23 protein-coding genes, 1 tRNA gene and 2 pseudogenes are annotated in these 25,513 nt (G+C 59.4%); 13 read left to right on the top strand and 13 right to left on the bottom strand.

Annotated elements, in window-relative coordinates; all coding sequences use genetic code 11:
- Nucleotides 1-103 precede the first annotated feature (103 nt).
- The 3 genes from BLV09_RS06535 to BLV09_RS06545 all read left to right on the top strand — a co-directional run bounded on the left by BLV09_RS06535 (nucleotide 104) and on the right by BLV09_RS06545 (nucleotide 1,995).
- Nucleotides 104-1,006, top strand: a complete 903-nt coding sequence (locus tag BLV09_RS06535) for a DUF2778 domain-containing protein (protein WP_244548979.1) — start codon at nucleotides 104-106, stop codon at nucleotides 1,004-1,006.
- Between the two features lie 93 nt (nucleotides 1,007-1,099).
- A complete protein-coding gene (locus tag BLV09_RS06540; RefSeq protein WP_100381842.1) occupies nucleotides 1,100-1,357 on the top strand; it encodes a hypothetical protein in 258 nt (85 codons plus the stop codon).
- 452 nt (nucleotides 1,358-1,809) lie between these two features.
- Nucleotides 1,810-1,995, top strand: coding sequence for a hypothetical protein (locus BLV09_RS06545; RefSeq protein ID WP_100381841.1), 186 nt, complete (start codon nucleotides 1,810-1,812; stop codon nucleotides 1,993-1,995).
- Between the two features lie 55 nt (nucleotides 1,996-2,050).
- Here the strand turns inward: BLV09_RS06545 and BLV09_RS06550 are convergent, their stop codons facing one another.
- The 6 genes and pseudogenes from BLV09_RS06550 to BLV09_RS06575 all read right to left on the bottom strand — a co-directional run.
- The gene (locus tag BLV09_RS06550; RefSeq protein ID WP_244548980.1) at nucleotides 2,051-2,815 is read right to left on the bottom strand and encodes an MgtC/SapB family protein; all 765 of its coding nucleotides are present in this window, start codon (nucleotides 2,813-2,815) and stop codon (nucleotides 2,051-2,053) included.
- Entirely contained in the window at nucleotides 2,790-3,356 is a 567-nt protein-coding gene (locus tag BLV09_RS06555; RefSeq protein WP_146686697.1) for a phosphatase PAP2 family protein, read from the bottom strand. The genes BLV09_RS06550 and BLV09_RS06555 overlap by 26 nt, the downstream gene beginning before the upstream one ends.
- A gap of 199 nt (nucleotides 3,357-3,555) precedes the next feature.
- Nucleotides 3,556-5,049, bottom strand: coding sequence for an HWE histidine kinase domain-containing protein (locus BLV09_RS06560; protein ID WP_146691007.1), 1,494 nt, complete (start codon nucleotides 5,047-5,049; stop codon nucleotides 3,556-3,558).
- Nucleotides 5,050-5,062: 13 nt separating this feature from the next.
- Nucleotides 5,063-11,350, bottom strand: coding sequence for a HAMP domain-containing protein (locus tag BLV09_RS06565; RefSeq protein WP_146686698.1), 6,288 nt, complete (start codon nucleotides 11,348-11,350; stop codon nucleotides 5,063-5,065).
- 307 nt (nucleotides 11,351-11,657) lie between these two features.
- Nucleotides 11,658-11,855, bottom strand: a pseudogene (locus BLV09_RS06570) (FAD-dependent oxidoreductase); the annotation flags it as partial.
- Nucleotides 11,855-12,520, bottom strand: a pseudogene (locus tag BLV09_RS06575) (SDR family NAD(P)-dependent oxidoreductase); the annotation flags it as partial. The pseudogenes BLV09_RS06575 and BLV09_RS06570, both read right to left, overlap by 1 nt.
- 226 nt (nucleotides 12,521-12,746) lie before the next feature.
- On the opposite strand from BLV09_RS06575, the gene BLV09_RS06580 reads away from it, so the two are divergent.
- From BLV09_RS06580 to BLV09_RS37030, 7 genes are all read left to right on the top strand, one after another.
- Nucleotides 12,747-13,109, top strand: coding sequence for a PRC-barrel domain-containing protein (locus BLV09_RS06580; protein WP_100381835.1), 363 nt, complete (start codon nucleotides 12,747-12,749; stop codon nucleotides 13,107-13,109).
- Nucleotides 13,110-13,230: 121 nt separating this feature from the next.
- Nucleotides 13,231-13,665 (top strand): PPC domain-containing DNA-binding protein, encoded by a 435-nt coding sequence (locus tag BLV09_RS06585; RefSeq protein WP_146686699.1) that lies wholly within the window; start codon nucleotides 13,231-13,233, stop codon nucleotides 13,663-13,665.
- Between the two features lie 144 nt (nucleotides 13,666-13,809).
- Nucleotides 13,810-14,067 (top strand): PilZ domain-containing protein, encoded by a 258-nt coding sequence (locus BLV09_RS38730; protein ID WP_157809912.1) that lies wholly within the window; start codon nucleotides 13,810-13,812, stop codon nucleotides 14,065-14,067.
- Nucleotides 14,068-14,176: 109 nt separating this feature from the next.
- The gene (locus BLV09_RS06595; RefSeq protein WP_146686700.1) at nucleotides 14,177-14,695 is read left to right on the top strand and encodes a DUF3280 domain-containing protein; all 519 of its coding nucleotides are present in this window, start codon (nucleotides 14,177-14,179) and stop codon (nucleotides 14,693-14,695) included.
- An 800-nt stretch (nucleotides 14,696-15,495) separates the two neighbouring features.
- A complete protein-coding gene (locus BLV09_RS06605; RefSeq protein WP_100381831.1) occupies nucleotides 15,496-15,744 on the top strand; it encodes a hypothetical protein in 249 nt (82 codons plus the stop codon).
- Nucleotides 15,745-16,400: 656 nt separating this feature from the next.
- The gene (locus tag BLV09_RS06610) at nucleotides 16,401-16,658 is read left to right on the top strand and encodes a DUF3551 domain-containing protein (protein WP_100381830.1); all 258 of its coding nucleotides are present in this window, start codon (nucleotides 16,401-16,403) and stop codon (nucleotides 16,656-16,658) included.
- Nucleotides 16,659-18,108: 1,450 nt separating this feature from the next.
- Nucleotides 18,109-18,276 carry a hypothetical protein gene (locus tag BLV09_RS37030; protein ID WP_167558640.1) on the top strand — a complete coding sequence of 56 codons (168 nt, stop codon included), beginning with the start codon at nucleotides 18,109-18,111 and terminating at the stop codon, nucleotides 18,274-18,276.
- A 154-nt stretch (nucleotides 18,277-18,430) separates the two neighbouring features.
- Here the strand turns inward: BLV09_RS37030 and BLV09_RS06620 are convergent, their stop codons facing one another.
- The 4 genes from BLV09_RS06620 to BLV09_RS06635 form a co-directional block, all read right to left on the bottom strand.
- Nucleotides 18,431-18,895, bottom strand: coding sequence for a hypothetical protein (locus tag BLV09_RS06620; RefSeq protein ID WP_100381827.1), 465 nt, complete (start codon nucleotides 18,893-18,895; stop codon nucleotides 18,431-18,433).
- A gap of 125 nt (nucleotides 18,896-19,020) precedes the next feature.
- Entirely contained in the window at nucleotides 19,021-19,410 is a 390-nt protein-coding gene (locus BLV09_RS06625) for a tyrosine-type recombinase/integrase (protein ID WP_244548981.1), read from the bottom strand.
- 46 nt (nucleotides 19,411-19,456) lie between these two features.
- The gene (locus BLV09_RS06630) at nucleotides 19,457-19,651 is read right to left on the bottom strand and encodes an Arm DNA-binding domain-containing protein (RefSeq protein ID WP_146686702.1); all 195 of its coding nucleotides are present in this window, start codon (nucleotides 19,649-19,651) and stop codon (nucleotides 19,457-19,459) included.
- 128 nt (nucleotides 19,652-19,779) lie between these two features.
- Nucleotides 19,780-19,869 (bottom strand) — tRNA-Ser (locus BLV09_RS06635).
- A gap of 421 nt (nucleotides 19,870-20,290) precedes the next feature.
- On the opposite strand from BLV09_RS06635, the gene BLV09_RS06640 reads away from it, so the two are divergent.
- Both BLV09_RS06640 and BLV09_RS06645 read left to right on the top strand, forming a co-directional pair.
- Nucleotides 20,291-20,746 carry a hypothetical protein gene (locus BLV09_RS06640; RefSeq protein WP_244548982.1) on the top strand — a complete coding sequence of 152 codons (456 nt, stop codon included), beginning with the start codon at nucleotides 20,291-20,293 and terminating at the stop codon, nucleotides 20,744-20,746.
- 68 nt (nucleotides 20,747-20,814) lie between these two features.
- The gene (locus BLV09_RS06645) at nucleotides 20,815-21,045 is read left to right on the top strand and encodes a hypothetical protein (RefSeq protein WP_146686703.1); all 231 of its coding nucleotides are present in this window, start codon (nucleotides 20,815-20,817) and stop codon (nucleotides 21,043-21,045) included.
- On the opposite strand, the gene BLV09_RS06650 is transcribed toward BLV09_RS06645, so the two are convergent.
- Nucleotides 21,031-21,279: a hypothetical protein gene (locus BLV09_RS06650; protein ID WP_146686704.1), complete on the bottom strand. Its 249-nt coding sequence runs from the start codon at nucleotides 21,277-21,279 to the stop codon at nucleotides 21,031-21,033. The two genes, BLV09_RS06645 and BLV09_RS06650, sit on opposite strands and share 15 nt — an antisense overlap.
- A gap of 27 nt (nucleotides 21,280-21,306) precedes the next feature.
- The gene (locus BLV09_RS38445; protein WP_283806838.1) at nucleotides 21,307-21,441 is read right to left on the bottom strand and encodes a hypothetical protein; all 135 of its coding nucleotides are present in this window, start codon (nucleotides 21,439-21,441) and stop codon (nucleotides 21,307-21,309) included.
- Nucleotides 21,442-23,474: 2,033 nt separating this feature from the next.
- Between BLV09_RS38445 and BLV09_RS06655 the strand changes: the two genes are divergently transcribed.
- A complete protein-coding gene (locus tag BLV09_RS06655; RefSeq protein ID WP_146686705.1) occupies nucleotides 23,475-24,413 on the top strand; it encodes a septal ring lytic transglycosylase RlpA family protein in 939 nt (312 codons plus the stop codon).
- Here BLV09_RS06655 and BLV09_RS06660 read toward each other — a convergent pair.
- Entirely contained in the window at nucleotides 24,407-25,372 is a 966-nt protein-coding gene (locus tag BLV09_RS06660) for an alpha/beta fold hydrolase (RefSeq protein WP_146686706.1), read from the bottom strand. The two genes, BLV09_RS06655 and BLV09_RS06660, sit on opposite strands and share 7 nt — an antisense overlap.
- Nucleotides 25,373-25,513: the final 141 nt, after the last annotated feature.

Below are 25,513 nucleotides of genomic sequence, written 5' to 3' on the forward strand. Positions count from 1 at the left end.
AGGTCACAGCATGTCGTCTTTTGGCAAGATCGCTTCGATCGTTGCCGCGTTGACTATTGCGTCGGGCGCAGCGGTTTGGCTCGCAGGTTTTGACCCGCGTGCCTTGGTCTTCGGTGACGGCTCGCTAAAAACAGCTGATGCCTCATCGTTCGAGGATCGCTTCCTGCCAATCTCGCGAGCGCCCTCGGTAAACGTGTCGCCACGTCTACTTGTTCAAGCCTGGTCCTCGGAGCTTGAGCTTAAATTGCATCAGGCCAAAAGCCGGCTCGCCCAAAGGCTGCAGGCCCAAGATTTGCTTCAAGACTTGCCGCAGGCCTCTTCCCAAGACGTCCAGACGGCTGTGATCGAAGAACCCAAGCCATCGATCTCGCCGGCTGTTCCCCTTCCCAGGTCTCGCCCGGTTGAGGCCAATCTCGATGCACAAAGCGCGCCTGCGAGCGGCGCCGCTGTTGCTGCTCGACCTGAAGATCGCACGCTGCTGCAGAAACTGGGCGACCTGTTGCCGACGGGCGGTATCAAGCTGGCGTCGCTAGGCCCTGACGGCGGGCTCCTTGGCGGTGGGCCGGATCTCGCAGCCCTCGGCTACGACAAGCTCACCGCGGTCTACGACATCTCGGCTCACGCCGTTTATCTGCCGAACGGGTCAAAAATAGAGGCGCATTCGGGCATGGGGCGCCTGATGGACGACCCGGAACACGTGAGTGAGCGGATGGTTGGGGCAACCCCGCCCGCGATCTATGATTTGAAGCCGCGTGAACGGCTGTTTCACGGCGTTGAAGCGCTCCGCATGATTCCGCAGGACAGTAACGCAACGCTCGGGCGGTCCGGATTGCTGACGCACAGTTACATGCTCGGCCCCAATGGGGACTCCAACGGCTGTGTCTCGATCAGGGACTACGACCGCTTTCTTAGCGCCTATAAAAATGGCGAATTCACTCACCTCGTCGTGGTGCCACGCTTGAATGCGACCGCGCCGGATACGCGACGGGCGGACTCCCAGACCTGACGCTGATCAAGGTCGACGAGGGCGACTTCCAATGCACCCGCGGCAGGGAAGAATGCGGATTGACTTTGGCCGCTCCGGCTGCACAACCGCCACATGAGCGATGCATCACGTTGCAACACGCCGCTGCGGGCGACGTTCGAAGTTAAACTGAACGGCAAAACGGTCTCGATTGGCACCGTCGGCCAAGCCTATCTGTTCATAACCAATCTCAGTTCGATCGAGTGGATGGAGTTCAGATCGCTGCACGACGACGCCATGAGTTCTCTTCAAGGCGCCGCCGAAAATGCAATACTGACGGTGCAGGCGACAAATGCGCTGCGCGCGCTGTTCGTTCGCGCGAGGCTTCTCTGAAGAGGCTTCTCTGAAGCCGATATTTCACGATAGCCCGTCGGCAACGATCGCTTTTATCGGCCATCACCCCTTGACGAGCCTGAACACTGCGGAAGCCGAGAATTTATCGAACAAGCATACATCCACGTCATGCGGAGCTTCACTCCGGATCGCGTTGACGCTTTCCGGTTTCGTTCCGATCTGGCGGGGACAAAGAGGCCGCCATCAACGCAGCAACCGGTCAGCACAAATGACGTGATTTATCGCGCATCACCTTGAACTTCACGTTTGGTGCGGACGCGCGCCGGGGGCGACCCGCGATTGGAACGTCGCGACATCATTCCTTTATGCGTTGGGCTCGCGACATCATTTCCAACAGCGGGGTCCGTCTTCAAATCAAAGTGAGATAATTGGGGTGAACGAGGTCAGTGCGCCGAATTGAATCGGACGGCTGTACGGAGCATATTGCGGGCATGCAAAAATCCGACGTTCAATGTCCGAAATGCGAAGCCGGTTACCGGCGCATCGAGGTGTCTTCTCTACAGGGGGAGCCGGGCGAGTTTTGCTGCCTCATTTGCAATCAGGTTCTGGAAGGTTTCACCGGCGATACCCGCGTTGCTTATCGGCTCACGGTACAGCCGGAGAAGACCTTCGGGTAAGGCGGAACGTCGTCCCATTCACAACACCAATGAGTATATCTCGAGCACCGGGCAATTACCGACCATTGTCGGTCGTGAGCTCGAATGATTTGACCGGAAATTGGCGATCAATCATCTGAAGCAGTTCCGTTGGTGGACTCGCAAGTTCAGGACGTCGCCAGGATAATTCGAACGAATAGTCCGTTTTGTCTGAGTCAGGATTTTGTCTCTGCTCCTGAAAACGTGCGCGATACCTGAGTGGTTCGACCAGCTTGGGCACGTCCTCCAGCACGCTCCATTGCGCGGGACACGTGATGACCAGCTTCGCGCGGTGCTCGCGAGGAATAGCGATATCGACCCACTTCAGTGCCCAGAGCGTGAGGACCGCCAGCAGGGTGGCGGCTGTTCCGAGGATCAACTGGCCGCCTCCCAGGCATAGTCCGATCACCGTCATCAGCCACAAGGTGGCGGCGGTCGTGACACCTGTAACGAGATCGCCCTTTTTGAGGATCGTGCCACCGCCGATGAAGCCGACGCCGGTCAGAATGCCCAGGGGAAGGCGCATCAGATCCAACACCGCAAACGACTCGGATGTCTTCCCGCTCACTGGTAGCAGGATGTTCGTCTGGATCATCGCGACCGAGGCTGCGAGGCTCACAAGGATGGTGGTCCTGAATCCCGCCGCGTGGCCTCGCGCGCCGCGGTTAAAACCGATGATAGCGCCAGCCAGCATCGTCAGGGCGAGACGGATCGCGATGTCAGACCAGGAAGGCTGAAGGGGGAAATTCATGGGGCCGGCTTGTGCAATCGACGGATCAATTCCTGTCGCTATCCCGGCCATAGCCGGTAAATCTTCGCAGAAAACGTTCCGTCGCAGCGCCGATCGCAAGCCCGACCAGCACGTCACTTGTCCAATGCGCGAGCAGCAGGATTCGGGTTGCGACCAGACCGGCACCCACAAGCCATACCGCGTCGCGCTGTTGCCTCGGCAACCTCGATGCAGCCGAGGCCAGCGCTCCGACGTGAACGGCATGCCCTGAAGGAAAGGCATCATATTGCTTTCCGGAGAAAGGCACGCCGCGCCAGTGACCGCGCACGGTCAATCGATCAGGGCGCTCTTGATCGAAGATTGTCTTGAACAGATGCGGCAGCGCCGACGCGACGAGCGTCGTCAACAGAACATGGTCGGCATTGCGTCGTTTGAGGCGGCTTTGGTTGCGCGTGTAGAGCCACCAGACTGCCGTCAGGGCGCACAGCACGTGTTCATCGGCCCCCCAGGTCAGGATCCCCGCAATCTCTTCCGTCGGCGGATTGGTGCGTGACGCAATGGAATTTGCGATCGCAATGTCGGCGGCGGTCGGACGAACGGTGATCAGAGCCATTTCGGGGCACTCACGTACGGGAGTAATAAACGTCCGTCACATGCGCGAGTTCCGGCGGTGGAACATCCTCACGAGATTAGCAGGGGCCCGTGAATCTCTTCGGGATGGCAGAATGTTTCAGATGCAAAACCGGCGCGATGCGACAAGCGCCACTTGTCAGCCAGCAAGATCGGCCAGCACGCCATATTCGTGAAGCTGTCTAGCCGGAAACCCGCCGGGGGGAGCCGGTGGAAAGGACGGTGCTAAACCGCTCATTCAGCTCCGGCATCGGCATTTTTCCTACCAATGGGATCACGAGCTTGCAGAGCAGGCCTTCGGCGCGCCAGTCGAACAGGGCCTGCCCGCCCAGCTGCGATTCGACGCTTGCCATCAGGCTCCTTGTTCCGAACCCGCGAGATGTCGGCGGTTGCACCAACGGACCGCCTGTCTCTTCCCACCTCAGAACAAGGACGTCATCCGCGACGTCCCATCTGATGGACAACCGCCCCGACAACGTGGATAGCGCGCCATACTTGGCCGAGTTGGTCACGAGCTCGTGCAAGGCCAGCGCCAGGGTTTGCGCGGTTGCCGGCTGCAACTGCACTTCGGAACCCAGCAGCCGGATCTGGCCGCTTATGGAATACGGCGCAAGTTCCTGTTCAACCAGGTTGCTGATTTCGGCGCCCTGCCAGCTCGACAATGAGAGGATCGTGTGAACGCGGGCGAGGGCGCTGATACGCCCCTCCACGGCATTGACATAGGTTTTGACGTTGTCGGCTCGTGTCAGCCGAACAATCGATTGAGCCAGCGCCAACGCATTCTTGGCGCGGTGATCGACCTCCCGGGTCAGCAGACTCTGCCGCTCTTCCGCGCGTTTACGTTCGGTAATATCCACGGTGACGCCGCTGACGCGCACGACACGGCCGTTCTTGTCGATCGTCGCCGCCGCTGTGCCGGCGCACCAGCGCATCTCGCCATCGCGCCGATAGATCCGGAATTCCGCTTCATACGACCGTGCGCCTTTGGTCAATTCAGCGATCGCCTTGCGCAAGTCGCTGACGTCGTCGGGGTGCAACTGCGCCTCGATATTCGCCGAGGTCACTTCGAAGCTTTGCGGGTCGACGCCAAAAATCCGATATTGTCCTTCGTCCCACATCCAGTCGCCATTGAGCCAGTCCCAATCCCAGGACCCCATCTTGCCCGCGGCAATAGCCATGCTGCGGCGCTGCTCGCTTTCGACCAGCTGCGTCGTCGATTTCTGAAGCTCCGCCGTTCGAGCGCGAACGCGGTCTTCGAGCTCGGCGTTGAGACGCTCCAATTGTCGGGTCTTGCGATAAAGCTCGGCGAATACCTTTATCTTTGCCCGCAATACTTCGGGCACCACGGGTACCGGGACGTAGTCGACCGCGCCCATTTCGTAACCGCGCAGGCGATCAATATCGCTGACCTGAATGGCCGAGATGAAGATCATCGACGTCTTCTGGAAGCGGGGATGCTCGCGGATCATGGCCGCGAGTTCAAACCCGTCCAGCTCCGGCATGCAGACATCGACCAGGATGATCGCGATTTCGTTCTTGAGCAGGATTTCGAGCGCTTCGCGGCCCGAGGCTGCGACGACGAGGTTTTCGCCGAGCTCCTTTAGAATGACTTCATAGGCGAGCAGCTTGGCGGGCTGATCGTCGACCAGAAGAATGTTTACCTTTTCATGGTCCATCATCGAGGGCGGCTCAACGGTGCAGCCACATGCGTATGGCAAGAAGCAGTTGCTCGGTATTGACAGGTTTGGCCAGATAATCGGAGGCGCCGGCCTCCAGGCATTTCTCCCGGTCTCCCTTCATCGCCTTGGCGGTAAGCGCGATGATGGGAAGGCGGCTGAACGACGGATTTTGTCGAATGACGCCCATGGTCTGGTAGCCGTCCATTTGCGGCATCATGATATCCATCAACACGATCGCGATCTCGGGGTTCGATCCCACCAGCGCGACCGCCTCGCTGCCGGTGGTGGCGGTCAGCACCTTCATGCCGCGCCGCTCCAGGACGCTGCTCAGCGCGAAGATGTTGCGGGCATCGTCGTCGACCAGCAGCGCGGTTTTGCCGATCAGGTCTTCGTCGGAACTGTTCAGCTTTTCCAGCATTCGCTGCTTCTCGATCGGCAATTCCGTGATCACACGATGCAAAAACAGTGACGTTTCGTCGAGCAGACGTTCCGGCGACTCCACGCCCTTGACCACGATGCTTCGCGCCATGGTGTGGAGTTCCGCATCTTCCTCGGCGGAAAGTTCCCGCCCGGTAAAGACGACGACTGGCACGTTCGACAGCCCATCGTCCTTGCGGATCTGGTCAAGCACCTCGAATCCGCTCATGTCGGGCAGGCGCAGGTCCAGCACGACGCAGTCGCAGGGATCGCTGCGCAGCGCGGAGAGGGCGCCCGCACCGGTATCGGTGGTGACGATCTCGATGTCGTCGTGATCGAGAAGTTCCCGAATACTCATTTGTTCGGCGGCGTTGTCTTCGACAATCAAAAGCCGCTTGCGGCGGGGCCGGGCGTATTCCTTGATCTGCGACAGCGCCGCGCTCACGCCCTCGGTCGTCGTGGGCTTGTTGACGAAGGAGAACGCGCCGCGCGCCAATGCGTGCTGGCGATCTTCGTCCAGCGTAATGATCTGGACCGGGATGTGTCGCGTCAGCGGATTGTGCTTCAACTGGCTCAGCACCGTCCAGCCCAGCATATCGGGCAGGAAAACATCGAGCGAGACCGCGGCCGGCTGGAACTGCTTGGCCAGATCCAGCGCCTCGGCGCCGCGAGCCGCGACGAGCACCTTAAAGCCTTTGTCGTGAGCCAGATCGATCAAGACCCGCGCATAATGCGGGTCGTCCTCGACGATCAAAAGAATGGTATCGCCGGGCTCCAGATTCAGCCGGTCGTCCGGCAACTGTTCGATCACCCGTTCCTGGGTCGCAACCTGCAATGCCGGCACGATGCTGTATTGCGACGTGGCATTAGAGCGCGGCGCCACCGTCGGCCCGGAATATTTCAGCGGCAAATAAAGCGTAAAAGTACTGCCTTTGCCGGGCGCGCTGTGGAGGTGGATTTCGCCGCCGAGCAGGCTGGCAAGCTCGCGACTGATGGCAAGGCCGAGGCCCGTGCCGCCGTATTTTCGGCTGGTGCCTGCATCCGCCTGCTGGAACGCCTCGAAGATCAGCTTCTGCTTCTCCGAGGGGATGCCGATACCGGTGTCGGTCACCTCGAAGGCAATAACCGCCGGCGCCGTGTTGAGAACGGGATGTTCGGCGCTCCAGCCCCCGAGGGCGGCAGAGACCTTGAGGCGTACGCCGCCCTCGGCGGTGAACTTGAATGCGTTCGACAGTAGATTCTTCAGGACCTGCTGCAACCGCTTGGAATCAGTGACGATGCTGCGCGCAAGGTTGGGGTCGAGTTCGACGTTGAATGACAGTTGACGGTTTTCCGCCTCATGTCGGAACGGGCGTCCGACGGTGTCCAGAAGACTGGAGGTGAGGATTTCTTCCGCGTCTACCGTCACGGTACCCGATTCAATCTTGGACAGATCAAGAATGTCGCTGATCAAATTGAGCAAGTCAGTGCCTGCGCCATGGATGGTTCGGGCAAATTCAACCTGCTTGCCCGTCAGGTTGCCATCCGGATTTTCGGTGAGCTGCTGACCCAGGATCAATATACTGTTGAGCGGCGTGCGCAGCTCATGCGACATGTTCGCCAGGAACTCGGATTTGTATTTCGACGTCAGTGAAAGCTCGGTCGCCTTCTCCTCGAGCGCACGCCGGGCTTGCTCGATCTCCTGGTTCTTCCGCTCCACTTCGACGTTGCGTTCGGCAAGCTGCTGGGCCTTTTGCTCAAGCTGCTCGTTGGTCTGTTGCAGCTCTCGCTGTTGGGTCTGCAACTCGCCGGCGAGCTGCTGGGACTGCTTCAAAAGTCCCTCGGTCTGCATCGTGGCCTCGATACTGTTCAGCACGATGCCGATGCTGTCGGTGAGCTGCTCGAGAAAGGTCATCTGCGAGGTCGTGAACGCGCTGACGGTCGCGAGTTCGATGACGGCCTTGACCTGTGTCTCGAACAGCACCGGCAGCACCACGAGGTTTTTCGGCACCATGCGCAAGAGTGCGGAACTGATCGGCACTGCATCAGACGGGATGTCCAACACCAGCCGCTGGCGCTTGTCCATCGCGCATTGCCCGATCAGGCCTTCGCCGAATTGCACGATCGGCTGATGCGGGTAGATACCGTCGCCGGCATAAGCCGACAGCAATCGCAATTGCGGGCTTTCTTCGTTTTCGACCTGATAGATTACGCCCATATGCGCGTTCACCAGCGGCGTCAGCTCGGTCAAAAGCAATCGGCCGACCGTGGTGAGATCGCGCTGGCCCTGAAGCATATTGGTGAATTTGGCGAGGTTCGTCTTCAACCAATCCTGCTCGGTGTTGACGTCGGTCGTGAGCTTCAGATTGCCGATCATCGTATTGATGTTGTCTTTGAGCTCCGCCACTTCGCCTCTGGCGTCGACTTGGATCGAGCGGGTGAGGTCGCCCTTGGTAACGGCGGTCGCCACCTCGGCGATCGCGCGCACCTGCGATGTCAAATTGGCGGCGAGCAGGTTGACGTTGCCGGTCAAGTCTTTCCATGTACCGGCTGCGCCGGGCACGTTGGCCTGACCGCCGAGCCGGCCTTCGACGCCGACTTCGCGGGCGACGCTGGTGACTTGGTCGGCGAACGTCGCCAGCGTTTCCGTCATGTTATTGATGGTGTCGGCGAGCGCTGCGACTTCGCCCTTCGATTTCACCGTCAAGTTCTGCTTCAAGTCGCCATTGGCGACGGCGGTCACCACCTTGACGATGCCGCGCACCTGCTCGGTCAGGTTAGCGGCCATGAAGTTCACGGTATCGGTCAGGTCCTTCCAGGTTCCGGCGACGCCGGGGACCTGCGCCTGGCCGCCGAGCTTGCCTTCGGTGCCGACTTCGCGCGCCACGCGCGTCACTTCGCCGGCGAAGGCATTGAGCTGGTCGACCATCGTGTTGATGGTGTTTTTCAGTTCGAGAATTTCGCCTTTTACATCGACCGTGATCTTGCGCGAGAGATCGCCACGGGCCACGGCCGTCGTGACTTCCGCAATGTTGCGGACCTGAGTGGTGAGGTTGGCCGCGAGCAGGTTGACGTTATCGGTCAGGTCTTTCCAGGTACCGCCGACGCCCGGCACCACCGCCTGGCCGCCGAGCCGGCCTTCGGTACCGACCTCGCGCGCCACGCGCGTCACTTCGGCCGCGAAGGAGCGAAGCTGCTCGACCATGGTGTTGAGCGTATCCTTGAGCAGCAGGATTTCGCCGCGCACGTCGACCGTGATCTTCTTGGACAGGTCACCGCCGGCGATTGCGGTTGCGACTTCGGCGATGTTGCGGACCTGAGCGGTCAGGTTCGAGGCCATGAAGTTGACGTTGTCGGTGAGGTCCTTCCAGGTGCCGGCGACTTCAGGCACTTCGGCCTGACCGCCGAGCTTGCCTTCGGTGCCGACCTCGCGCGCCACGCGCGTCACTTCCGAGGCAAACGCATTGAGCTGGTCGACCATCGTGTTGACGGTGTTCTTCAGTTCGAGGATTTCACCCTTCACGTCCACCGTGATCTTCTTGGAAAGATCGCCTTTCGCCACCGCCGTGGTCACTTCGGCGATGTTGCGAACCTGGCCGGTGAGGTTGCCGGCCATCGAGTTCACGTTGTCGGTCAGATCCTTCCAGGTCCCGGCGACGCCGGGGACGTTGGCCTGGCCGCCCAGGCGTCCTTCGGTGCCGACCTCGCGCGCCACGCGCGTCACCTCACCGGCGAACCGGTTGAGCTGGTCGACCATCGTGTTCAGCGTTTCCTTGAGCTGCAGGATCTCGCCGCGCACGTCCACGGTGATCTTGCGCGACAGGTCGCCGCCGGCGATCGCGGTGGCCACCTCGGCGATGTTGCGGACCTGGGCCGTCAGATTGCCGGCCATCGAATTGACGCTGTCGGTGAGGTCCTTCCAGGTACCGGCCACGCCGGGCACTTCAGCCTGACCGCCGAGCTTGCCGTCGGTGCCGACCTCGCGCGCGACGCGCGTCACTTCGCCGGCGAAGGCGTTGAGCTGGTCGACCATCGTGTTCAACGTTTCCTTCAACTGAAGGATTTCGCCTGATACGTTCACCGTGATCTTTTTCGACAGGTCGCCCTTCGCCACGGCGGTTGCCACCTCGGCGATGTTCCTGACCTGGCCGGTCAGGTTGCTTGCCATCGAGTTCACGCTGTCGGTCAAATCTTTCCAGGTGCCGGCGACGCCGCGCACCAGCGCCTGACCGCCCAGCTTGCCTTCGGTACCGACCTCCCGCGCCACGCGGGTGACTTCGCCGGCAAACGCGTTGAGCTGGTCGACCATGGTGTTGATGGTGTCTTTCAGCTCCAGAATCTCGCCGCGGACGTCCACCGTGATCTTCTTCGACAGGTCGCCATTGGCGACAGCGGTCGTGACTTCGGCGATATTGCGGACCTGAGCCGTCAGGTTGCTTGCCATCGAGTTCACACTCTCGGTCAAATCCTTCCAGGTGCCGGCGACACCCAGCACGTTCGCCTGACCGCCCAACCGTCCTTCGGTGCCGACCTCGCGCGCCACGCGCGTCACCTCGCCGGCGAAGGCGTTAAGCTGGTCCACCATCGTGTTCAGCGTTTCCTTCAATTGAAGGATTTCGCCTGACACGTTCACCGTAATCTTCTTGGAAAGGTCGCCGCCTGCGATCGCGGTCGCGACGTCGGCGATATTGCGGACCTGGGCCGTCAGGTTGGAGGCCATGAAGTTGACGTTGTCGGTGAGGTCCTTCCAAGTGCCGGCGACGCCGGGGACCTGGGCCTGACCGCCGAGCTTGCCTTCGGTGCCGACTTCGCGGGCGACGCGGGTCACTTCGGATGCGAACGAGTTGAGCTGATCGACCATCGTATTGATGGTGTCTTTCAATTCCAGAATTTCGCCGCGTACGTCCACTGTGATCTTGCGCGAGAGATCACCGCGGGCAACAGCGGTGGTCACGTTGGCAATATTGCGCACCTGGGCCGTCAGGTTGCCGCACATCGCATTCACGGAGTCGGTAAGGTCTTTCCAGGTGCCGGCGACTCCGGGCACGATCGCCTGACCGCCAAGCTTGCCGTCGGTGCCGACCTCACGCGCGACGCGGGTGACTTCGGAGGCGAACGAGCGAAGCTGGTCCACCATGGTATTGATGGCTTCTTTCAGCTGCAGAATTTCGCCGCGAACGTCCACCGTGATCTTCTTGGAGAGGTCGCCATTGGCAACGGCAATGGTAACTTCGGCGATATTGCGCACCTGGCCGGTCAAATTGTTGGCCATGGAGTTGACGCTCTCGGTCAAATCCTTCCACACGCCGGTCACCTCCGGCACCTGGGCCTGGCCGCCCAGTTTGCCTTCGGTGCCGACTTCGCGCGCGACGCGCGTCACCTCGGATGTAAACACGCTGAGCTGCTTGATCATCGTGTTGACGATATTGGCGGACTGCAGAAATTCGCCGCCCAGCGGGCGGCCGTCGACATCCAGTTGCACGGTTTGCAAAAGGTCGCCCTGCGCAACAGCCGCGACGGCGCGCGTCACTTCGCGCGTCGGCCAGAGCAGGTCGTCGATCAATGTGTTCACCGAGCCTTCCATGTCGGCCCATGAACCGCTGGCTAACCCGAACTTGACGCGCTGCCGCGTTTTTCCCTCGCGGCCGACAACCTGGCCGACGCGCTCGAGCTGCTGCGCCATGCGCTGATTGGCGGCGATGATTTCGTTGAAAGTATCGGCGATCTTTCCTTCGATCCCGAGATAGTCGCCACTCATCCGGACTGAAAAATCCCCGCTGCGCATCGCCTGAAGCGCGTGCAGCAAATCTTGTCGCGAGTCCGCTTCCGGATTCGTGCCGGACTTGCGTTTGGGGACCGGACGGAGAGGCGGTGATACTTCTCCGGGATCAAGATCGCTCATGGCATTCCCCAGCAAGACGCGGCGCCGAATCTAAATTGGTGCAGCGGATTCCGCATAGAAGCCGTTGCAAAATGCCAAATCAAGAAAGAAAATAAGGACTTACAAAGAAATTGGAACTCGCTCGATTGGCCAAGAAAGGCAACTTGACCGCGGGCAAATTGTTCCAAGAGCGACAAATTTTTCCCCGTATTTCTGATCCGGCGTCGAATCACGGCGGCGAGCGGCGAGGGCTCGATCGGCGATCCCTGCTGCAAGTTCCTCAAGCCCGGAAAATGATCCTGCAGTCCGGAAAGTGGAGGGCCCGTTCTCAGCCGATCTCCCGATCCAGCGCAAAGTCGTCCAGCAGTGGCGAAGTGTGGCCAGCAATCCTTGCCGCGATCAATTCGGCGGCGAGGTAACTGAACGTAATGCCGTTGCCGCCATAGCCGTATGCCGCAAACACGTTCTTTACGCCTGGGACAGCCCCTATCAACGGCAAGCCATCGCGCGTGGTGTCAAAGGTGCCCTTTGGCCCAACTGCTTGGCGAGCGACTTCACGTAATTCATGGTCGCGGCCTTGGTTTGCGCATAGTCGTACAACTCCGGTGAGGGATCGTAAGCCTGCTCCGACGCCGTGCCGATGATGGCGGCTCCGGGCTTCAGATGCGGCAGCGCCGCCTTGATGATCCAGAACGGCGCATAGATGTTGGTCTTCATCGTCGCGTCGAAATCTTCCGAGGAGACATCAAGAATGGATTCGCGCGACTGCTGACGTCCGGCATTGTTGACGACGATGTCGAGACCGCCCAATCCCTTGACGGCGCGCTCGACCAACTCCCGGCAGAATTTCTCGTTTCTAATGTCGCCGGGTATCGCCAGACCGATCCGCCCCTCGGCCTTGATGAGCGCCATGACTTCCTGGGCGTCAGGTTCTTCGGTCGGAAAATAATTGATGGCGACGTCGGCGCCTTCACGCGGGAAGGCAATCGCGGCTGCGCGGCCCATCCCGGAATCGCCGCCGGTAATCAGCGCCTTTCGTCCTGCCAGCCGACCCGATCCGCGATAGCTCTGTTCGCCATGATCGGGTCGGGGGTCCATTTTGCTCGCAAGACCAGGCCAGGGTTGCGACTGCTTCTTGTAAGGCGGCTTGGGATATTTGCCCCTCGGATCACCGAGTTCGTGAGCAGCCATGGGCTGGTTCCCTTTCGCCGTTGCGCCACTAAGCGAGGCCGGGACCGGCGAGATTGCCGCGGCACTCGATTCTCCATTCGTCGCGGCACGTCAACATCCGAAGTAGCCGATCGTTTCCGCCCGCACCGGTCGCGCTCGAATAAAACGGCCGACGTCGAGCAAGAGCGCGAGGAACTATTGCCCTTGGCGCCTGTTGCACGATCTGATCGTCTAAATGGAGAACCCGATGACGATGAATGAAAACGAGACCGGAAGCTTGATCGGAAGCGACAAGGTTGAGGGCACCGCGGTTTACGGATCTGATGACAGCAAGATCGGCTCGATCGAACGCGTGATGATCGACAAGGTCAGCGGAAGGGTGTCCTACGCTGTGCTGGGCTTCGGCGGCTTTTTGGGTTTGGGAAACGACCACTATCCGCTGCCGTGGCAATCGCTGAAGTATGACACCCGCCTCGGCGGATACGTTACCGGCGTGACCGAGAAGCAACTTCGCGCCGCACCGAAATACGGCAACGATGCCGATTGGAACTGGGGCGATGTAACGCGTAACCGCGCGCTCGATGATTATTACGGCGTGCCCATCGCCTGAATACGCTTCGGATCGGGCCCGGCTCACATGCGCGCGGGGGGCCAATCGTTCGCCGCTTGATGTCACCACGGCAGCGTTAGACCGCCGCGCCATATCGACCTTGGCTTTTCAGGAGTTTGCGATGAAATCGAAATCCGTCGCGAGAGGCGAGCAGCGGACCTTTGTTCTGATCCTCGATCAGGGAGAGGAGGCGTTCAAAGCCATCATCGACTTCGCCAACAAAGAAAACGTCAGCGGCGCCTCGGTATCGGCGGTGGGTGCCTTTGCCGAAGCTAAGGTCGGATGGTTCGATCTCGCCGCCAAAAACTACAGGCCGATTGCGGTCGGTGAGCAATGCGAGGTCCTTAGCCTCATAGGGGACGTAGCGCAGGGCGACGACGGCAAGGCCAGTCTCCACCTTCACGCTGTGCTCGGCCTGCAAGACGGCTCGGTGCGGGGCGGTCACTTTCTGTCTGGTTCCGTGCGGCCCACGCTCGAAGTCACGATCACGGAATCGATGGCGCATCTGCGCCGGAAGAAACGGCCTGATCTGGGCATTGCCCTGATCGATATCTAAACCTGCCGCGCGGGCAGGTGTTCCGGCCTGCAGAAAGCGCGCTCCGCGCTTGCGGCGAGGCGGATCGACCCCGTCGACAGGTTTTTCGGGGAACCCTAAAAAAACTCAGGTTTTCTTAATCATAGCCGGCCCATGATTCGCTTCATGTCGAAACCGACGAAACACTCCAAGCGAGAGGTTCGGCGGATCCGCCGTTTATCGGCATGGATCACGGTGCAAGGTCGGCTGAACAGTGAGTGCCAGGTTCTCGACGTCTCAAAAGGAGGCGCGAAAATTGTTACGCCGACGCCCGCTGCCGTACCGGATCAATTTCAACTTAGTTTTTTTCAGGGAGATCAACCGCGAAGTTGCGAAGTTATTTGGCGGCATGGCAAGGTGTTAGGCGTCAAGTTCGCTCAGTGACGATGTAAAAACTGTCTTCCTTTGCTTCGTCGGCTTCCGGCGTGCCCGGTAGTGATCCCCGCTCGACGTGGCGGTTTGCGCTCGCAAGCGCAGCGGCTACGATGCTCGCATGGCACGCATACTCATTGGGCTATTTGGCTTTTGTGCACTCTTAGCAGTGCTGCCATCTGTGCAGGCGCGCAGCCTGCGAGTTGCCATCTTCGATTTCGAATTGATTGACACGAGCCTTGAAGGGGCGACGAACGGCCCACGGGCCGATGAAACGGCCCGCTTGGCGCGGCTCGGTGAGCAATTGCGCACGCTCGTGACAAGCTCTGGCAAGCTTGAAGTCATCGACATTGCTCCGGTGCGGGCTGAGGCACACCAGGCGAGCCTTCAGGCATGTGGTGGCTGCGACGCCGATTTCGCGCAAAAACTTGGCGCCGAGATTTCGATAACTGGCACCGTGCAGAAAGTTTCGAACCTGATCCTTAACATCAATCTGTATGCCCGAGTCGTGGCAACGAAAGAGCCCTTGGTCGCCATGAGCGTGGACATACGCGGCAACACTGACGAGTCCTGGTCCCGCGGGCTCGAATATCTAGTGCGCACGCGTTTGCTCCCGTCGGAGAACCAAGACCCGCAATAGCCGTGCGCACCTGGGACGCCGCCGCGCAGGCGCGCTGGGCATCATTGCGGGCCAGAAGTGGTCACTGATCTCGTTTCAGCTTGTGGCTGTCTCAGCTGTGGTCTTTGCGATCGGGATTGAAAGCCCGCTCGACCTTCCGGTTGACCGCCTGAAGGAATCCCATTTATGCGAACATTATCGGCCCGCTGCCGATCGTGGACGTTGATAAGTTGAGGAGGCGGGTCATGCAGTCGGGTCATTGCAAATCTGCCGCTAGCGATCAGGGGACATCAACGCGCACGTCATCTGACTAATGGAGCAAACGAGATGCGATCCGTTTTGGCCTTTGGCCTATTGATCACTTTGTGCGCTTTTGCCAACGCCGCCACTGCGCGGCGTTTCAGGCCGCCCGAGAGCCATCCGCGACCAGTCCAACGTGTTACCGTGCCAAAGGGCTACGCGGTTCCTGGTTGGACCGACGAACAAACCCGCAGTTGGTTGGATAACGCCACAGGGCCAAAAGGCTGATCAGGCTGACGGAGCGGCGGCAGACCGTGCCCTATTGCCGCGGTGAATTTGGGCGTGAAAACCGAGCGAGGCACGGAGGACAGGGGCGTGGGTAGAAAACCGGACATCTACGAATCGCAATGCGCACGCCGGGCGAATATCTAGAGCGCCGTCCACACGTGACCCCCATTTCGGACGTCAGGCTCTCTTTTTTGCCTCGAAGGGAATGGAACGCCAATGGAAGCTGTCTTAGAGTACTGCTGCGCAGGATCAATGTTGCGCTGCGATCTAACAGCGAAAAAAGGGAGGTAACAATGTTGAATGCTAAATTCCTATTCGGCCTCGCTTTGTTTATTCCGCTTTTTGGTCTCGCGATGCCAGCGGAAGCACAGAAGGCACAGAAGAGAGACGTTAATGCGATACGTGCTGAATGTTTCAGGCAGGCGAACGAAGCTGCCGCGAGTGCCGGGGTTGGCGCGGCTGCCGGGAACACTGCTGAACGTAACGCTTTGGGTTATTCTGCCTACCGCGCTTGCGCGCAAAAGAACGGCATTCGACCCTAAGGAAGGGACGTCTCTTAATGCAGATCAGCTACCGGAACGTACACCAAAGACCGCCTTCGGGCGGTCTTTTTGTTTTCAGGTTAGCGGCGTCGCCGTCGTTGACGAAGCGGGATCCCTCAAGACCGTAAAGGCTCGGCATCGCCGCGCCGTCGTTCGCGCATCGACGAACTGATCGAATAAAGATGCTGATTGCTCCAGTGCATGAGTCTCTTCATGGCACTTTTCTAACCTGCTGCGATGTCAGGCTTGAGTCCGTAATGCGTACCAAGGCAGACGCGGGCCAACCAATCTGAATTTTGGGTTCGCGGCCGACGCGACGGATCCATACTCCGCCAATTTCGTTAAAATGATTCATGACTTTCTGCCACTCACCAAAGCGATTCACCGTCTACCAGTTAGGGACGCTTCTCCGAAGGGGGACGGACAGGGCACCGCTTTCGCGGCTGCCCTGGGGTAAATCACGTCCAAACCGCTGGCCTTCAATCGCCGGACAGGAGTAGTGTGCAATCCACAGCGGCCCATTCGTTCAAGAAGCTGTCTCAGATTATCAAACTAACTAATGGCCGAACTGCGAACCCTTCGCTTAGAGAGGAAAAAGGCGGCAAACGAGATGCCTCGATTCTAAACGGATTTGGGAATCAAGAGGAGAAATTGAAATGCGCAAGATCATTGGAGCCGTAGCATTTCCAGCCCTTGTGTTCACAGCGCTACCGGCATCCGCTCAACCAACTGATCCCTATGATTATCCCTACTGCATACAAGGCGGGGACTACGGCCTCCCGGGGCTGTGTCAGTTCACAAGCTACCGGCAGTGCTCGGCGGAGGCCTCCGGGAGACTTGCGTATTGCGCGCCGAACCCTCGATTTGCGTACGGATGGCAGCCGCGCGGCCGACGACCTTATCAGGTACAGTGAATTGCGGCGTTATTGACGCTCGCATATGCGAGAGGTTGGAAGCGATAATCGCGACGATCTGCATTCGTGTCTGTTTTCGCATAGCAGTTCTGGGCGTTCGCGAGGCCGCGCTGGACTACGATCGGCGTCAGAACGAGCGCAGCCCGCTCAACTGGCGCTGGCCACGGTTCGTTCCCAGTGAGCCGGCCTTGTCGTTTAGGTTGGGGACTGCAAGCCCGGCGATGAAAGCCACTCATTCATGTGAGAAGCGGTTTCTAGCTGCCTGATCTTCCTGAGTAGTTCGTCCTTCTTTGGACCTGGTGGGAAATCGGCTGCTTGCGCTTCTAGGCGGGCCTTCTCGGCTGCAATATGATCATCAAATGTGTGGGAAACAGATCGGCGACGCATGGCGAAAACCTCGTGCTTACGGATTCCTAAACCGTAGGGTTATGGGCACCGCCGATTTCCTAATATGCCGCCGACCGCCTGTCCGTTCCAAAGTGAACACAATTCAAATTAGGCCACTGCGAAAATCAATTAGGCCTGCAAGCGGACCCATCTGCCGCTGCAGCGCACCTAACAGTGCTGCTGTGCTTCGTGCATTGCTGTCGCGCTGTTGGAATGGTGGCAGTTAGAGTTTATTTGTTTTGCAGCTTCCGCAAAGAGGAGGGGTGTTCGATGCGTGTCCACCTCGAAAAGAAACCGCTTGACGGAGTGGCGATCGCCTTTGTTGTGATCACCTTCTTAGCCGTCGTCGCGTTGCCGATCGTGCTCAGCCGCCTGAACGCTTTTTGAAACTGATGTCGTGGTGATGCCGAACGGTGGAATATTCACAGCTTTGGCTGTGTCAGCGATACTGCTGTCCGCGGTCTCGCTTGAACCAATGGGTGTGCGCGCTGAGGAGCCGGGGCGTGCGAAAACGAAGGGTTATCCGGCCGTGGAAGACGTGCCGCCGTGGCCCGAGAAACCTGCGATGACGGCCGACGAACAGTCGAAACTCAAGAAAGAACTGAACGCCGCGCGTGATCGCCAGGGGGTGGCCAGGAAAGCGAAAACTCACGCAGCGCCCACTCAACCCGTGAAGCCTTAGATGGCAAAGCCGGTTCGCGCGGGGCGAAGCTCGTTCGCTGGCGCCCATCGGCCAGAAAGCGCGACAGCTCACACCCCAGCGGCCCGGCAACGTTCCGTAAGCACGCACCGGGCCTGAACCGAAGCGATGCAAGATGCACGCTTGGCTATCGCCAACCTACTCCAAGGAGACGACTCCCAACATTAGAGATGTAATTCGCGGAGGCCGGCTGTCTCACCGCGGGCGGCCCGAAGAGTTTCCCTCTCCGTGTGTCCATCGGGGCACATAGCCAAGCCGGGAATCGACTTACTCTGTCGGCGTTTCCTCCCTGACTGGGACCCGTCGCCAATGGCGGGTTCTTTTTGAGAAGCGCCGTCCACGGCGCGATCAAGGCAGGCTCCAATGAAGATCGTCCTCTTGGCCGTTGGCCCGCTATTTCTTGCCCTCGGGCTTTTCTGGTTCGGACAAGCGGCGGGGTTACTCTCAGGACCACGCAATGCCGCGCTTATCGATGTCGCCGCCGGCGCCGCTGCCTTAGGCATAAGCCTTGGTTGGTTCGCCTCGCGGTAGCCCAGGATTCGCTGGCTGCTATCGGACGGCCAAGGCAGCCCCCAATTCCGGACTCACCAGCGGCCTTCCTAGACTCAGGGATGGGCTACCGGATGGCCGCGACCCGCACATCTGCGGTTCTAAATCGCTCGGATGCACCGCTGAAATCTGTGAATTATTTCTTGTCGGCGCTCAGCTCGGGCAAGATCCAATGCTTATCGGCGATCTCGACGACGTTGGCGGGGTCGACGTCTTCCCACTTGATAGTCGCCGCGTTCACTTTTGAAAACTTTACCATAACGGCGCGGTCAACAGTATCGTTTCCGTGCTTATCGCGCAGCGCGAGGTTGCCAATTAGCTGGACGCTCTTGATCTTCGGGAATTTGCTGAACGCGCCTTGTGCGATTTTTTTTGTTATCTCACCAAAAGCCCGGACCGCGGTTGCTTTGCCGGCTGAGTAAGGCTCGAGCCGGAACTCGACGATCAAGCTTTTGTCCGGATAGCTCACAGTCGCAAAGGTTTGAGAGCCCCGCTCGGAAACCACGCTCTTCGCAAATGCGACCGGGGAAGGTTCGGTAGCCCAGGCGCAGCGGGCGAGCAGCATGGTTCCGACAAGTAGAAAGCGGCCAAACGTCTTCATCTCGGCTCCATATGCCTTACCGCGGGCAACGCGGAATCGCCACGTGCGTTGCCCGGACCGCCCGGCACCAGATAGCCCGAAAACCAAATCCTCACCAGCGACCTTCTTGGAGTCAGGAGAGGCTGTCAGCCGACCGTGCGCATCGGAACCACGTTCGAGGCCAGCAGATAATTCGCCCAATCGCGCATCAGCGCGTGACGCTTTTCCAGCCTCTGGCCGCGCTGGTAGGCCGCCGTGGTCTCGCTCTTGTACTTGTGCGCAAGCGCCGCCTCTCGCACGCCATCGGGATAGTCCGTGCATTCCTCGGCCCAGGTGGCGAAGGTCGACCGGAAGCCGTGCACCGTAACGTGGCCATAACCCATGCGATCGAGGACGGCGAGCATGGCGTTTTCCGAAAACATTCCGCCTTCGGGGTTCGGGAAAATCAATTCGCGCTGGCTGCCGTCACGCATCTTTTCGAGAATAGCCAGTGCTGGATCCGTGAGCGGGACATGATGGTCCTGATCCATTTTCATCCGTTCGCCCGGAATCGGGCGTCATCGCGCTTGATCCGCGCATCCTTCAGCGACCCAGGCCGTGCCAGCGTTCCTTGCCATTGATCCAGTACCGGTACGACCAGTTACGCGAGGTCCGGCCCGCGACGATGAGGGAGAGCCCGTCGCCGTCAGGATATTTGCTGGGCGCGATCTGACGAGCGACTTGGTTTGAGCTTTCCAGCCAGGTGTTTCTCCGATCAAAGCCGTCCACCGAACTCACGGTCAAAAACCACGGTCAGGGCTTTGATTAGGGAGAACGCCGGAGAACAGATAAGTACAGCGATCCGGAGCAAAGCACTGCAATTGTTGTGGATTCCGAACAGTGGCGAACAAGGGAGAACACTGTAATGGCGGAAGGGGTGGGATTCGAACCCACGGTACCCTTGCAGGCACGCCGGTTTTCAAGACCGGTGCCTTAAACCACTCGGCCACCCTTCCAGCTCAACAGTTCTGTCGCTTAGCTGACGCTCCGACCGAACGCAATGTGAACGTGGGGCCAATTTGGACCCAAAGAAATTTTAGCGGTGGATGGGTCAACGGTTCGTCATGGCCCGACGCTCTGTCCCACCCCGAACACGACACTAGGGGTGATCCACTCGAAGCAGGAGCAAGGCCTACCAGGGCTAGATGACCACGGCTGGCTTCGATCGCAGGGTGGCGAGCGGTGAAACGCACGTGTTCACAATTCGCCCCGCAGCGATCCGCCGGCGAAAGCTCAAGACAAAAAAAGGCCTCAAATCTACCGATGTTGTGCCAAATTAGCAACGCCTGATCAAGAAGATAGTAAAGTGACAGATCGTTATGTTTTGTTACTATGCGAGCTCTGGGTTGTTCCACTTTGTATTAGAAGGATTGACCTATGACTAGCATCGAACAAGTTCATAGAAACACATCATTAGATTTTGCTAAGCTTGAAGCGGATGTCGCAGCGGCTCTGCCGGCGAGCACGTCGTTACCGTCGATCAGGGGGGCGCCATCGGTTCAATCCGAGCCAATGCCTGACTATGTCGAGCATCGAGACGGTGTTTCCCGTGTGGGTGCGCTCAGTGCCGAAGCCGTGGTGCGCGACTATGAGTCCGCGGCCAAGGAAATCGAAGCGATGGGAGCCGAGTTGATCAGCGCGGCTAAGAAATGCGAGGCGATGACCGCCGAAGTGCATACTGCAATTGCATTCATGCGCGATACCGCAACGGCGTATCGTGAAGAAGCCAAAAAGATTTTCAAGCGCATTGAGGATTGTGCGTTGTTGACCGAGGACGTTCGCAAAACCTGCGAAACCATCAAACGCAGAATTGAAACCGACAGCACTCCCTGAGGTGTTCCGGCAAAGCGACGTGTGAGTTCGGCCGGCTCGAAGTCGAGTGCAATCGATGCGAGAGGCGCGTGAGCTTGCCGCTGGATGCGATCCGCCGGCCCGCGGGATACGCCGATCTGGAAGCTGGAGACCGCGCTAAAATGCCGATCGTGCCACACGCGTCGTTATGGGCCACCGGTGCACGTGATCAGCTCACGCTGGCGCGCGAGATTATGCCCTACAAGCGGGTGGATCCGGGGAGCAGTAAAAAAGGTGCTCATCGCAGAGAATGCGGTCAGTGGGACCTACAGATGGTGTGACAGCGTTTCAATGATCTGCGTCAGATCGACGTCGCTCATGGAAACCGGCTGCGGCTTGCGCAGGAATGCCGGCAACCCGATCTCGGCTAGAAACCGCTCCGGATCGAAACCACGCGGGAACGGCTCGGTCACCGGATCGAGCGGGACCAAGGGCGAAGCTGCAGAGGCCGGTTCAATGACGGGCGGTTCGACCGCCGCGGAATCAAATTCGAATGGGTTCGGTAGTTCGTTCATCTAATCCCCCACAACATGCGCGGACGCTTATCGGGGACGGGCAGCACCGCCGCGCGGAATCAATAACCAATCAGGACAAACGCTGCCCAGGCTCTCGCCGGGCAACACGAAAACGGCAATTACGATTGAAACAAGCAAAAGCTTTACAAAAATCTTGAGCATGGAAACGATGCTTCATGAGTGCTCGCCGCGCAACTTCGATCGCGATTTAACCTAACTAGTCAACCTTACTGACCAGCGGCCTCTAACCGTACTCCGAGGTCAGCCAATCGCTCCAGGGTGCTCACAACCTTGTTCGGTGAGGGTCAAGACGGGTGTTTCGTTGCCGCGCTCTGTCGGAGATTGTACGACATCATCGCGGCCAGGCGCGCTTACCCAGCAAGTTCCGAAGTACCGATCCGGTCGAACCGCGTTAGCGCTGCCGGTCTCTCCCAAATCTGCGAGGCATTGAGCCTATCGTCGTCGGGCAGTTCGAGCCCGAACCGAGCGGCGTGAATTTAAAAAACCGCCTCATCCATTGGCTGTGGGGCAGACTCGGATGAGGCGGTGAAGTCAAGGGTCACATGCTCAGCGCCGCCGCACCTAGCGAGATGAGAAATGCAGTCCCGATTCGGGCAACTTAGCGGCGGCCCGCTGTGCGTCGCGGCGCCGGCGTGCGCCGGCTCTCATTGGGGCATGACCGATCAAACGCACGACGCGTTCGCGGCTTGGGCGCTCGCGCCGATGGGTCGGCGGCTCATGCCTTTGGGTCTGCCGTAACCTTCGGCTGGGTTTCGAGGGCAGTTCTCACGTCTCTGGCGCTCATGAGCGCGCGACGGATGTTTCTATCTTCCGAAGTGGCATCGAACATAATGAGCCGATTGCAATGCTGGCAGTTCGTCTGGAATCCATCGCGAATACGCTTCGCGTGCTCACGAAAAACCTGCGAGCACTTCGAGCATTTGATTTTCACTTTTTGGTCGATCATGAGAATGCGCCCAAATAGGAGCAGCATGCGTTTCAGACCTTAAGAGTTTGCTATCGCTGCTACGGAATTGCTGCCGAACTCCGGCCGTACCGCTTAGCTCACGCCCCCAACCGAACATAATGTGAACGTGGGCTCAATTTGAACCCGACAGGGGCTTTATCCATCAAGAACGCTTTGTTTGCGAAGCCGCCAATTATCCGGGTTTCGATTCTCGCGCCCTTTGCGTTTGGGACAAACTTTACCTTTCGCGGGCAGAGTAGGGGCGTTCACTAATGGGGCGACCTCATGACTCTTTCGGGTGCGAAAGTGGCTGAGCGGCGGGTGGATGCCGTCCCCTGCCGGCGTTGCGGCGCGAAGACCGAACTTATCGTCAGGATGATGAATCCGAAGGACGGCCGCACGCTCCGCATATTCAAATGCCACTGCGGAGCGATGACCTCGGCGGACGATCCTGGATAGGTCCGCCCCAGCACGGCAAGAAAACCCAAAAGGTCGCACCTAAGCCGCGTGAGGTCTTTTGATGCCGCCTGCGCTCTACAAATCCGAGCGAAGGGGATAGCTGAATTCAGCCGCGCGTGTTGCGCCGACTAGATGAATGCGAAGGCGAGCAAGCTGGACGATAGCAGCACAAGACCGGCTGCCGTCAGGGCGAGAAAGCCATCGGAGACTAAATCGTGATTGCGCATGGTACACCTGCCATTCTCGATTGATGCTCATCCGAATTTATTAAATCTTTCGGAATCGGCTTCACCTGAAAGAGGTGATACGTATTCGTGCGCCCAGGACTCAGGCCCTCGAGCGAAACCCTTCCAATGCGTGGGCAGCGAAAATAGCGGCGCTGACCAAACCCATAACCGCTGTAACTGTCTCAATCATCGCGAACGTCCTTTGCGGCCCCTGCGCGAGGAGAGAACGCCACGCCCCCTTACACAGTCAAAAGGATTTCTCACCGAAAACGAAGATCGGACCGGAGTGATGATTTGATGCAACAGATTCCTCGGAAAAGCCCGTATGCTGGCCCATAACCGGACGGCCTTACGGTGCGCGGAAGGAACTATTCATTTACCAACGCGCGTTGACTCCTCTCTGATGGGCGCGTCTCCCCATTTCCGCCGTGTTCCGGCTGCGATATGTTTGCCGATTGGTGCGGATGTGGGCTGCACAAGGGGCGCGTAACCGGCCGTCGCTTTAAGTAGGCGTGCGGTCGGTGGAATGGTAATTGGGGCAAATGGGGATTCGAACGTCAGATCGGATGGTCCGTGCGGCGCGCGGTACTGCAGCCGTCGCGGCCTGTCTCCTCGTCGCCAACTGCGCTTCCTCGAACAAGTTTGCCAGCCGGCTCGACCCCCAATACGGCGTTTCATCTAGCCCCCGGGTGGTCGCCTTCGGCGACCCCGTGCCCAAGGGCGGGGGCACCTACCGAGTCGGCAAGCCCTACACCGTTGCCGGCCGCGTTTACGTGCCTGAGGAGGACGTCAACTACCGCGAAGAAGGCTTGGCGTCCTGGTACGGCGACGACTTCCATGGCCGGCTGACCGCCAATGGCGAAGTATTTGATATGGGCGCGCTCACGGCCGCGCATCCGACCCTCCCGATGCCGTGCTACGCACGCGTGACCAATCTCGGCAATGGCAAATCGCTGATTGTGCGGGTCAATGACCGCGGGCCATATCACGGTAATCGCCTGATCGACGTCTCGAACAAGGCTGCCGAACTGCTTGAATTCAAAGGCAATGGCGTCGCGCACGTTCGGGTGGAATATGTCGGCCGTGCGCCGCTCGAAGGCTCTGATGACCGTCTCTTGATAGCGACCTTGCGCACTGGCGCGCCGGCGCCATCGCCGTCTCTGGTCCGGGTTGCTTCCGCCCGTTCGTTCGTGCCGGAAGCGCTATCCTCTGGCCGCGCGATCCGCGGCGAGGTCCCGATGCCGGAAGGCCGCCCTTACAGCCTGGGCAGTACGCCGGCGGACCAGGCCTCGATCAACGCGACATCCGAAATGTCCGCCTCTGCCCGCAGGCGTTCCAGCGGCCGCGCCCTCGATAATCCGCGCGAGGTATCCTACGAAAACGATGAGCGTTATGCGCCGGATGTCAGGTCGGTCGCCGCCTATGCGCCGACTGATTCGCGCGGACCGAGCGAGATACTTGCCGGCCGCGGGCTCTATTGAGCGCTGGCCGAACCGGCATTCTCCTCCAGAAAGGCGATCAAGGCCGCGTTGACCTCGTCGGCGCGTTGCTGCTGGATCCAGTGGCCGGCCCCGTCGACGATCAGCTTTCGTTTCAGGTTGGGCACCACCCGCTCCATGTCCGCGAGGCGCTTGGCGCCGATCAGGCCGGTGATGACGGCATCCTTTGATCCCGCGATGAACAGTGACGGCTGAACGATTTGGGCGCCTTGCCATGGCGCGGTCAGTTCCCAGTTGCGGTCGATGTTGCGGTACCAGTTGAGACCGCCGCGGAAGCCGGACTTCTGATAGGCCGCCGTAAAATAGGCGAGGTCGGCTTCGTTGAGCCACCTTGGAAGCGGCCGATCAAATCTGGCATCGCCAAGAAATCCCTTACCCTCCTCGACGAACAACGAAGCCGCTGGATCGGAAAATCCACGCCCCAGCAGCGTTCGCATCGTCAGCGCGATATCGCGCTCGAACTCGCGCTCGGCGACACCAGGGGTCTGGAAATACTGCCAATAGAAGTTGGTGATTCCGCTTTCACGCAGGGTATCGAGCGGGCGGCCACGCCCTCGCGACGGTGGGGGGACGCTCAACCCTGCGACAGCAACGAAGATATCGGGACGAAACATCGCGGCATGCCAGGCGACCGGTGCTCCCCAGTCGTGGCCGATGATGACGGCCTGCTTTTCGTCAAGCGCGGCAACGAGAGCGACCATATCCCCGACATGATCGAAGACAGTGTATGCACCGATATCGGACGGCGCGCTGGTTTGGCCAAAGCCCCGCATATCCGGGGCAACCACATGGTATCCCGCAGCCGCAATCGCCGGGATCTGATGCCGCCAGGAATAGGACAATTCCGGCCAGCCGTGGCAAAGCAGCACGAGTGGGCCTTCGCCTTGCTCGAGCAGGAATATCTCGATCCCGTTGGCGGAGATGGTGCGTGAGGATGTCATCGCTTTTCCGCCTTGTTTCCGGGATTTTCTCGGCAAACCTTGATGCGGCACGATAGGATCGTTTGAGCGGCGCTGCAATTGGACCGGCAAGATAAGCCGCCGCCATAAAACCCGTGTTGTTTGGGTCACTTCCAACTGTTA

Source organism: Bradyrhizobium canariense, assembly GCF_900105125.1.
Lineage (GTDB): Bacteria > Pseudomonadota > Alphaproteobacteria > Rhizobiales > Xanthobacteraceae > Bradyrhizobium > Bradyrhizobium canariense_A.